Origin of the sequence: Phenylobacterium sp. (genome assembly GCF_036502675.1) — a bacterium.
GTDB lineage: Bacteria > Pseudomonadota > Alphaproteobacteria > Caulobacterales > Caulobacteraceae > Phenylobacterium.
This window is the reverse complement of sequence record NZ_DASXYF010000089.1, coordinates 18,140-27,931: the sequence shown is the minus strand read 5'-3', so window position 1 is coordinate 27,931 and position 9,792 is coordinate 18,140. Positions and strand designations below refer to the sequence as shown.

7 protein-coding genes are annotated in these 9,792 nt (G+C 69.9%); 6 read left to right on the top strand and 1 reads right to left on the bottom strand.

The window, feature by feature from the left end; genetic code table 11:
- Positions 1-4,462, bottom strand: a 4,462-nt coding sequence (locus VGL30_RS11445) for a HAMP domain-containing protein (RefSeq protein WP_331540018.1), incomplete at its 3' end; no start/stop codon positions are given.
- Positions 4,463-5,068: 606 nt separating this feature from the next.
- On the opposite strand from VGL30_RS11445, the gene VGL30_RS11440 reads away from it, so the two are divergent.
- Genes VGL30_RS11440 through VGL30_RS11415 form a run of 6 tightly spaced genes read left to right on the top strand, consistent with a single transcriptional unit; the run spans position 5,069 to position 9,788 of the window.
- The gene (locus tag VGL30_RS11440) at positions 5,069-6,106 is read left to right on the top strand and encodes a DegT/DnrJ/EryC1/StrS family aminotransferase (RefSeq protein WP_331540016.1); all 1,038 of its coding nucleotides are present in this window, start codon (positions 5,069-5,071) and stop codon (positions 6,104-6,106) included.
- Entirely contained in the window at positions 6,106-7,116 is a 1,011-nt protein-coding gene (locus VGL30_RS11435; RefSeq protein ID WP_331540014.1) for a ketoacyl-ACP synthase III, read from the top strand. The genes VGL30_RS11440 and VGL30_RS11435 overlap by 1 nt, the downstream gene beginning before the upstream one ends.
- 15 nt (positions 7,117-7,131) lie before the next feature.
- Positions 7,132-7,353, top strand: coding sequence for a hypothetical protein (locus tag VGL30_RS11430; RefSeq protein ID WP_331540012.1), 222 nt, complete (start codon positions 7,132-7,134; stop codon positions 7,351-7,353).
- Entirely contained in the window at positions 7,353-8,399 is a 1,047-nt protein-coding gene (locus tag VGL30_RS11425) for a ketoacyl-ACP synthase III (protein ID WP_331540010.1), read from the top strand. The genes VGL30_RS11430 and VGL30_RS11425 overlap by 1 nt, the downstream gene beginning before the upstream one ends.
- Positions 8,396-9,157 carry an SDR family oxidoreductase gene (locus VGL30_RS11420; RefSeq protein ID WP_331540008.1) on the top strand — a complete coding sequence of 254 codons (762 nt, stop codon included), beginning with the start codon at positions 8,396-8,398 and terminating at the stop codon, positions 9,155-9,157. The genes VGL30_RS11425 and VGL30_RS11420 overlap by 4 nt, the downstream gene beginning before the upstream one ends.
- A 7-nt stretch (positions 9,158-9,164) precedes the next feature.
- On the top strand, positions 9,165-9,788 hold the full coding sequence (locus tag VGL30_RS11415; protein WP_331540006.1) for a NeuD/PglB/VioB family sugar acetyltransferase: 624 nt from the start codon (positions 9,165-9,167) through the stop codon (positions 9,786-9,788).
- The last annotated feature ends 4 nt before the right edge of the window (positions 9,789-9,792 follow it).

Below are 9,792 nucleotides of genomic sequence, written 5' to 3'. Positions count from 1 at the left end.
CCAGGTGGTGGAATGTGCGGGTGACATTGTCGCGCAGCGAGCCGAAGGTGATCTCCTCCGCTTCGACCGTGACCGTTCCGGATTCGATCTTTGACAGGTCGAGGATGTCGTTGATGAGCGTCAGCAGATCGGTGCCGGCGCCGTGGATGGTGCGGGCGAACTCGACCTGCTTGGCCTTGAGGTTGCCGTCGGGATTGTCGGCGAGCTGCTGGCCGAGGATCAGGATGGAGTTGAGCGGCGTGCGGAGCTCGTGGCTCATGTTGGCCAGGAATTCCGACTTGTACTTCGACGTGAGCGCAAGCTCTGCCGCTTTTTCTTCCAGCGCGCGGCGGGCCTGCTCGATTTCCTGATTCTTGGCCTCCACCTCGACGTTGCGTTCGGCGAGCTGCTGGGCCTTCTGCTCCAGCTGCTCGTTGGTCTGCTGCAGCTCGGTCTGCTGGCTTTGCAGTTCGGCCGCGAGCTGCTGCGACTGGGTCAGCAGGCCCTCGGTCTGCATCGTGGCCTCGATGGAGTTCAGCACGATGCCGATGCCGCCGGTGAGCTGCTCCAGGAACGACAGCTGCAGCTCGGTGAAGATCGACAGCGACGCGAGCTCGATCACCGCCTTCACCTGTCCCTCGAACAGCACGGGCAGGACGATGATGTTCTTCGGCTTGGCCTTGAACAGACCCGAGCGGATCGAGACGACCTTGCCGGGCACGTCGCTGAGGATCAGCAGCCGGCCGTCGCGGGCGCACTGGCCGACCAGGCCCTCGCCGATGGCCAGCTGCGGCGGATAGCCTTCGGTGGGATGGTCGGCGTAGGCGGCGAGCAGCTTGAGCTCGCCGTGCTCGCCGTCGGCCATGACCTGATAGAGCACCCCTTGCTGCGCCTCCACCAGCGGGGCCAGCTCCGACAGCAGCATCCGGCCCACGGCGTCCAGGTCCCGCTGGCCCTGCAGCATGTTGGTGAAGCGGGCCAGGTTGGTCTTCAGCCAGTCCTGTTCGGTGTTCCGGTCGGTGGTCAGCCGCAGGTTGCCGATCATGGTGTTGATGTTGTCCTTGAGCTCCGCCACCTCCCCGCGCGCTTCGACCTGGATCGAGCGGGTGAGGTCGCCCTTGGTCACCGCGGTGGCGACCTCGGCGATGGCGCGCACCTGCGTCGTCAGGTTGGCGGCCAGCAGGTTGACGTTGCCGGTGAGGTCCTTCCAGGTGCCGGCGGCGCCCGGCACGTTCGCCTGGCCGCCCAGCCGGCCTTCCACCCCCACCTCGCGGGCCACGGTGGTCACCTGGTCGGCGAAGGTGGCCAGGGTGTCGGTCATGTTGTTGATGGTCTCGGCCAGCGCCGCGACCTCGCCCTTGGACGCCACCGTCAGGCTCTGCTTGAGGTCGCCGTCGGCCACCGCGGTCACCACCTTGACGATGCCGCGCACCTGCTCGGTGAGGTTGGCCGCCATGACGTTGACGGTGTCGGTCAGGTCCTTCCAGGTGCCGGCCACGCCCGGCACCTGCGCCTGGCCGCCGAGCTTGCCCTCGGTGCCGACCTCGCGCGCCACCCGCGTCACCTCGCCGGCGAAGGCGTTCAGCTGGTCCACCATGGTGTTGATGGTGTTCTTCAGCTCCAGGATCTCGCCCTTGGCGTCCACGGTGATCTTGCGGCTCAGGTCGCCCCGCGCCACAGCCGTGGTGACCTCGGCGATGTTGCGGACCTGGGTGGTCAGGTTGGCCGCCAGCAGGTTGACGTTGTCGGTGAGGTCCGCCCAGGTGCCGGCCACCCCGGGCACGTTCGCCTGGCCGCCCAGCTTGCCCTCGGTGCCGACCTCGCGGGCCACCCGCGTCACCTCGCCGGCGAACGAGCGCAGCTGGTCGACCATGGTGTTGATGGTCTCCTTCAGCTGAAGGATCTCGCCGCGCACGTCGACGGTGATCTTCTTCGACAGGTCGCCGCTGGCGATGGCCGTGGCGACGTCGGCGATGTTGCGGACCTGGTCGGTGAGGTTGCCGGCCATGAAGTTCACCGAGTCAGTGAGATCCTTCCAGGTCCCGGAAACCCCCGACACCTCCGCCTGGCCGCCGAGCTTGCCTTCGGTGCCGACCTCGCGCGCCACCCGCGTCACTTCGCCGGCGAAGGCGTTCAGCTGGTCGACCATGGTGTTGATGGTGTTTTTCAGCTCCAGGATCTCGCCGCGCACGTCGACGGTGATCTTGCGCGACAGGTCGCCGCGCGCCACGGCCGTGGTCACCTCGGCGATGGCCCGGACCTGGCCCGTGAGGTTCGAGGCCATGGAGTTGACGTTCTCGGTCAGGTCCTTCCAGGTGCCGGCGACGCCCGGCACGTTGGCCTGGCCGCCGAGCTTGCCCTCCGCGCCGACCTCGCGCGCCACCCGCGTCACCTCGGAGGCGAAGCGGTTGAGCTGGTCCACCATGGTGTTGAGCGTCTCCTTCAGCTGAAGGATCTCGCCGCGCACGTCGACGGTGATCTTGCGGCTGAGGTCGCCGTTGGCGATGGCGGTGGACACCTCGGCGATGTTACGGACCTGGGCCGTCAGGTTGCCGGCCATGGAGTTCACGGAATCGGTCAGGTCCTTCCAGGTGCCGGCCACGCCCGGCACCTGCGCCTGGCCGCCCAGCCGGCCCTCGGTGCCGACCTCGCGCGCCACCCGGGTCACCTCGCCGGCGAAGCCGTTGAGCTGGTCCACCATGGTGTTGATGGTTTCCTTCAGCCCCAGGATCTCGCCGGACACGTCCACCGTGATCTTCTTGGACAGGTCGCCGCGGGCCACGGCGGTCGCCACCTCGGCGATGTTGCGCACCTGGCCGGTAAGGTTCGAGGCCATGGAGTTCACCGAGTCGGTCAGGTCCTTCCAGGTGCCCGCCACGCCCTTGAGCTGCGCCTGGCCGCCGAGCTTGCCCTCGGTGCCCACCTCGCGCGCCACGCGCGTCACTTCCGAGGCGAAGGCGTTCAGCTGGTCGACCGTGGTGTTGATCGTCTCCTTGAGCTGAAGGATCTCCCCCTTCACGTCGACGGTGATCTTCTTGGACAGGTCGCCGTTGGCGATGGCGGTGGACACCTCGGCGATGTTGCGGACCTGGGCCGTCAGGTTGCCGGCCATGGAGTTCACGGAATCGGTCAGGTCCTTCCAGGTGCCGGCCACGCCCAGCACGTTGGCCTGGCCGCCGAGCCGGCCCTCGGTGCCCACCTCGCGGGCCACCCGCGTCACCTCCGAGGCGAAGGCGTTCAGCTGGTCGACCATCGTGTTGACGGTCTCCTTCAGCTCCAGGATCTCCCCGGAAACGTTCACCGTGATCTTCTTGGAAAGGTCGCCGCTGGCGATGGCGGTGGAGACTTCCGCGATGTTGCGCACCTGGGCGGTGAGGTTCGAGGCCATGGAATTGACGTTGTCGGTCAGGTCCTTCCAGGTGCCGGCGACGCCCGGCACCTGCGCCTGGCCGCCCAGCCGGCCCTCGGTGCCGACCTCGCGCGCCACCCGGGTCACCTCGCCGGCGAAGCCGTTGAGCTGGTCGACCATCGTGTTGATGGTCTCCTTCAGCTCCAGGATCTCGCCGGACACGTCCACCGTGATCTTGCGCGACAGGTCCCCGCGGGCCACCGCGGTGGTCACCTGCGCGATGTTGCGGACCTGGGCGGTGAGGTTGCCGCACATGGCGTTCACGGAGTCGGTCAGGTCCTTCCAGGTGCCGGCCACCCCCGGCACGATGGCCTGGCCGCCCAGCTTGCCCTCGGTGCCCACCTCGCGGGCCACCCGCGTCACTTCCGAGGCGAAGGAGCGCAGCTGATCCACCATGGTGTTCATGGCTTCCTTGAGCTGCAGGATCTCGCCGCGGACATCGACGGTGATCTTCTTGGAAAGGTCGCCGTTGGCCACCGCGATCGTCACGTCGGCGATGTTGCGGACCTGGGCCGTCAGGTTGGAGGCCATCGAGTTCACCGACTCGGTCAGGTCCTTCCAGACCCCCGTCACCTCGACCACCTGGGCCTGGCCGCCGAGCTTGCCGTCGGTGCCGACCTCCCGGGCCACCCGCGTGACCTCCGAGGTGAACACGCTCAGCTGCTTGATCATGGCGTTGACGATGGTGGCCGAGCGAAGGAACTCCCCCTTCAGGGGCCGTCCGTCCACGTCGAGCGGCATCGTCTGCAGCAGGTCCCCCCTGGCCACCGCGGAGATCGTGCGGGTGACCTGGGTCGTCGGCCAGACAAGGTCGTTAATCAGGGTGTTGACCGAGTCCTCCATGTCGCCCCAGGCGCCGGACGAGAGCCCGAAGCGGACCCGCGTCCGCGTCTTGCCCTCCCGGCCGACCACCTCGCCGACGCGATCGAGCTGCTGGGCCATCCGCGCATTGGCCGACACGATGTCGTTGAACGCGTCGGCGATGCGCCCGGCCTCGCCGTCCAGATGGCTCGGCAGGCGCACCGAGAAATCGCCCACGCGCATCGCCTGCAGCGCTTCGAGCAGCCCGTGCATGTCTACAGCACCGGAGCCGGCCTCGACCCCGTTGAGCCCGATAGCGCCGAGTGGGACGCCGCTGCCCACAACCGAACCTGGGGGCGTTTCAAGCAGGGTCGCGTCCTCTGGAGTCATCGGGACACCCTCTTTTCCAGCGGTCGTAGGAAGGGATCTCGGAACCCTGCGGGCCGCAGCCGCCCGACAGGACGCGGATCGGCGCCAGCGGCCCGCCGCTCGGCGCGAGCCAGGCTACGGCCCTGTTCGCACGACATAATGAGGACGGCCCCCCCAGGGTTCCCAATCAACCTGCGTCAACGCCGGCGTGAACCTCGGGTTCCCGGTTCCGACAAAATAAATGCGGCTTCCGGGATGTGGTCATCCGGATCGCCCGAAGGCCTCACGCCGGAAGGTCTCGTGGCCTCCGAGGTCCCTCAAGGCCGACGGCGCCCCGGCCACGTAAGCACGCATTAACCACGGACATGGTCGAATAGCCTCGTCCGTCGGGTGGAGCTTCGCGTGGCCGCTAAGAGCACTGTTCAACGGCGGACGCCTGCGACTGCCCCGGGCCAGGGCCCGTCCCCGCCGATCCAGGTTGCACGCCCCAAGCTGCCGGGAGCGGCGGAATTGCTGCCGTACCTGCACCGGATCGACGACGCGCGCTGGTATTCGAATTTCGGGCCGTTGCTCATGGACCTGGAACGGCGCCTGGCCGAGCGGTTCCAGGGCGCCGCCCTCACGGTGACGGGCGTCAACGCCACGCAGATGCTGGCCCTGACCCTGAAGGCCATGGACCTGCCGGCGGGCGGCCTGTGCATGATGCCCGCCTGGACCTTCGTCGCCACCGCCCAGGCCGTGGTCGAGGCGGGCCTGGTCCCCTACTTCGTCGATGTGGATCCGTCGACGTGGATGCTGGACCCGGAAACGGCGACCGAGATGCTCCACGCGGCTCCGGAACGGGTGTGCGCGGTGGTCGCCGTCTCCGCCTTCGGCGCCATGCCGGACATCAAGCGATGGGAGGCCTTTCGCGAGGCGACCGGCACGCCCGTGCTGATCGACGCGGCGGCGGCCTTCGACGCCGCCTGCGACGCCCGCCTGCCGCTGGTCGTCAGCCTTCACGCCACCAAGGTGCTGGGCATCGGCGAGGGCGGCTACCTCGCGAGCCACGATGCCGAACTGGTCGACCGGGTCCGGCAGTCCACCACGTTCGGGTTTCGCGGCGGCCGGGAGTCGCTGCGGCTGGGCACCAACGCCAAGCTCAACGAATACGCCGCCGCCGTCGGCCACGCCGCGCTCGACGCCTGGCCGGCGAGCCGCCTGCGATATCTTCGCGCCGCCCAGTTACTGCGCATGGCGTTCACCGGCGCACCGCAGGTCTCGTTCCAGCCGGGCTGGGGCGCGGACTGGGTGACCAGCGTCTGCATGGTCCGCCTTCCGGACGGCGCGACGGCCGAGGTCGAGCGGGCGCTGAACGGCGAGGGCGTCGACACCCGCCGATGGTGGGGGGACGGCTGCCACCGCAGCCCGGTGTTCGCCGACTGCCCGCGAGGGCCGCTGACCAGCACCGAGCTGCTGGCGCGCTCCACCCTCGGCCTGCCGTTCGCGGTGGACCTGGACGAGGCCGCCTGCAGCCAGATCGCCGGCGCGGTCGGCAGGGCCATCTGATGCGGACCGCCCGGATCCAGGCGCTGTCCAGTTTCCTTCCCGAAGCCGTACTGACCAACGACGACCTGGCGGCGCTGTATCCCGACTGGTCGGCCGACAAGATCCTCGAAAAGACCGGCGTGCGCGAACGGCGCATCGCGGCGCCGGGCGAGACCGCGGCGGACCTGGCCTATGCGGCGGCCCGGCGGCTTTTCGAGCAGCCGGACGTGGATCCGGCCAGCGTCGACTTCCTGCTGTTCTGCACCCAGGCGCCAGACTACATCCTGCCCACCACCGCCTGCCTGCTGCAGGACCGGCTGGGCCTGCGCCAGGATTGCGGCGCGCTCGACTTCAACCTCGGTTGCTCGGGTTTCGTCTATGGGCTGGCCCTGGCCAAGGGCCTGATCGAAACCGGCGCGGCCAGCCGCGTGCTGCTGCTGACCGCCGACACCTATTCCCGGTACATCCATCCCGGCGACAAGAGCGTGCGCACGCTGTTCGGCGACGGCGCCGCGGCGACGCTGATCGTGGCGGCGGAGGCCGACCACGCCATGATCGGGCCCTTCGTCTTCGGAACCGACGGGCGCGGCGGACCGAACCTGATCGTGCCGACCGGCGGCGCCCGGCGCGCGCGCAGCGCGGACACCGCCGAGGAGACGACCGACGACTCCGGCAACGTCCGCACCCCCGACGACCTCTACATGAACGGCGCGGCGATCGTCGGCTTCACGCTGAAGGCGGTGCCCGAGGCGATCGGCAGGCTGCTGGCGGAGGCGAAGCTGACGCTGGAGGACATCGACCTGTTCGTCTTCCACCAGGCGTCCGCCTTCATCCTGGAACGGCTGCGCCGCAAGGTGGGGATTCCGCCGGAGCGGTTCGTGGTGGCGTTCGAGGACTGGGGGAACACGGTGTCCTCGACGATCCCGATCGCCCTGGAGCGCCAGGTCGGCCAACCCTCGGGGACACGGCTGGCGATGCTCGTCGGCTTCGGCGTCGGCTATTCCTGGGCGGCCGCCTGCGTGCGTTATTGATGTGAAGAGGTCGCGATGAGCGCGTTTTACGAAGGCCTGGCGGAGATCTTCGAAGTCGACGCCGGCGAGATCGGCGGGGCCTTCAGCCTGGTCGACCACAACTGGGACTCGCTGGCGATCGTCTCGGTGATCGCCCTGGTGGACGAATGCGAGAACCTGATGCTGGACGGCCCGGCGCTGGCGAAATGCGCGGCCGTCAGCGACATCGAGGCCCTTATCGCCAGGGCGCGGGGCTGATGGACGCCGACGCGCCCGGCTATTCGGTGGCCGGCGCCGCCCTGCGCGGCGTGGTCTCCGCCCTGCCCGCCCGGCGGGTGACCAACGAGCATTTCAGATCGGCGTTCGCACAGAACGACATCGACGACGTGGTGAAGATGCTGGGCGTGGAAGCCCGGCACTGGGTCTCGCAAACGCAGACTACCGGCGACCTCTGCCAGGCCGCGGCGAGCCGGCTGCTCGAGCGGCTGGGCTGGGACGCCGCCAGCCTCGACGCCCTGATCTTCGTGTCCCAGACGCCGAACCAGCGCCTGCCGGCCACGGCCTGCGAACTTCACGGCGCCCTGGGCCTTGCGCCGCGGTGCCTGGCTTTCGACGTGGGGATGGGCTGCTCGGGCTACGTCTACGGCCTGTGGCTGGCCGCGGCGATGATATCGGCCGGCTGCCGGCGCGTGCTGCTGCTGGCCGGCGACACCAGCAGCCGGATGATCGATCCGCGCGACCGCGGCACGGCCCTGCTGTTCGGCGACGCCGGCACGGCCTCGGCGCTGGAAGCGTCGGCGGACGCCGCCCCGATCCACTTCGTGCTCGGGACCGACGGCGCCGGAGCCCGGAACCTGGTCGTCCAGGGCGGCGGCTTCCGCGCCGTCGAACCGGACGCCCGCCGGGCCGAGGGCTATGACCCGGCCCACCTGTTCATGGACGGCGGCGCGGTTTTCTCGTTCACCCTGAAAGCCGTGCCCGCGCTGATCCGCGACACCCTGGGCCGCGCCGGCGCGGAGCCTGCGGAGGTGGACGCCCTGGTGCTGCACCAGGCCAACCGCTTCATGCTCAACCACATCGCCAAGAAGGCGGGGATCGACGCGGCCCGGACGCCGATCAACATCGACCGCTACGGCAACACCAGCTCCGCCTCCATTCCGCTGGTGCTGACGACGGACCTGGCGGCCCGGCTGGCGGCCGAGCCGCTGCGGCTGATGATGGCCGGCTTCGGGGTCGGCTATTCCTGGGGCGGAGCCTATATGACCACCCAGCCCCTGGCCTGCGCCGAGACCCTCGTCCTATGAGCCTGTCGCCCGAAGCCCTGGCCGGACGGACCATCCTGGTCACCGGCGCGTCGTCCGGCCTGGGCGCCGCGGCGGCGGCGGCCACGGCGGCGTGCGGCGCGCGGGTCGTGGCCCTCGGCCGCGACCAGGCGCGCCTGGACCGGACCGTCGCGGGCCTGGCCGGGACGGACCACAGGGGCGTCGTCGGCGACCTCGACGACGCGGAAAGGGCCAGCGAGCTCATCGCCTCGGCGGCGGCGGCGGCCGGCGGGCTGGACGGGATATTCCACGGCGCCGGCGTCGAGCTGGTGCTGCCGGTGCGGCTGACCAGGCAGAAGCACATCGACGAGGTGTTCGGGGCCGCGCTGATGGGCGCCCTGGGCGTCGGGCGCGCCGCGGGCAAGGCCGGGGTCATGAGGCCGGGAGGGGCCATCGTCTTCCTGAGCTCGGCCTCCGCTTCGCGTGGGCGGCCGGGCATGTCCGCCTATTCCGCCGCCAAGGCCGGCGTCGAGGGCCTCACCCGCGCCCTGGCCTGCGAGCTCGCGCCGAAACAGGTCCGGGTCAACGCCATCGCCGGCGGCGGGATCCGGACGCCGATGCACGACCGGCTGGCGCGGACCCTGTCGGAAGCCGCCCTGGCCGAGTACGAAAAGGCCCATCTCCTGGGCTTCGGTGAACCGGAGGACGTGGCGGCGGTGGCGGCGTTCCTGCTTTCGCCGGCCGCCCGGTGGGTGACCGGCGCGGTCTGGGCGGTCGACGGCGGCTATGTAGCGAACTGAGGCGAACATGACGGACTATGTTTTGGTCGGCGGCGGCGCCTTCGCCCGGGAAATCCTGGGCTGGTTCACGCCGGACCTGCCCGCCGGCGACCGGTTCGCCGGCTACATCGACGACGGGGTCGGGCCGCTGCAGGCCGCGGGCTACGACCTGCCCCAGCTCGGCGGCGTCGCCGACTTCAGGCCAAACCCGTCGCAGCGGCTGGTGATGGCGCTGACCGACCCCGCCGGCAAGGCCGCGGTGGCCGGGACGCTGCTGGCGGCCGGCGGCGAGTTCGCCACCCTGATCCATCCGCGGGCCTGGGTGACCAGCACCGCCAGGATCGGCAAGGGCGTGGTGATCGCGCTGTTCGCCGACATCTCCGCCGACGCCAAGGTCGGCGACTTCGCCACCGTCAACGGCTATTCCAGCGTCGGCCACGACGCCGAGCTCGGCGCCTACAGCACGCTGAGCGGCTATGTGGACCTGACCGGTTACGTGAAGGTGGGGCCGAAGTGCTTCTTCGGCACCGGCGCGCGCGTGCTGCCGAAGGTCAGCGTCGGCGAGGGCAGCACCATCGGCGCCGGCGCCGTGGTGGTCAGGACCGTGGCCGCGGGCTCGACCGTCTACGCGGCGCCCGCCCGCAAGCTCTGAACGC

Coding starts and splice junctions, on each gene's coding strand:
- VGL30_RS11430 (WP_331540012.1), top strand. CDS start 7,132: ATGAGCGCGTTTTACGAAGGCCTGGCGGAGATCTTCGAAGTCGACGCC.
- VGL30_RS11420 (WP_331540008.1), top strand. CDS start 8,396: ATGAGCCTGTCGCCCGAAGCCCTGGCCGGACGGACCATCCTGGTCACC.
- VGL30_RS11435 (WP_331540014.1), top strand. CDS start 6,106: ATGCGGACCGCCCGGATCCAGGCGCTGTCCAGTTTCCTTCCCGAAGCC.
- VGL30_RS11425 (WP_331540010.1), top strand. CDS start 7,353: ATGGACGCCGACGCGCCCGGCTATTCGGTGGCCGGCGCCGCCCTGCGC.
- VGL30_RS11415 (WP_331540006.1), top strand. CDS start 9,165: ATGACGGACTATGTTTTGGTCGGCGGCGGCGCCTTCGCCCGGGAAATC.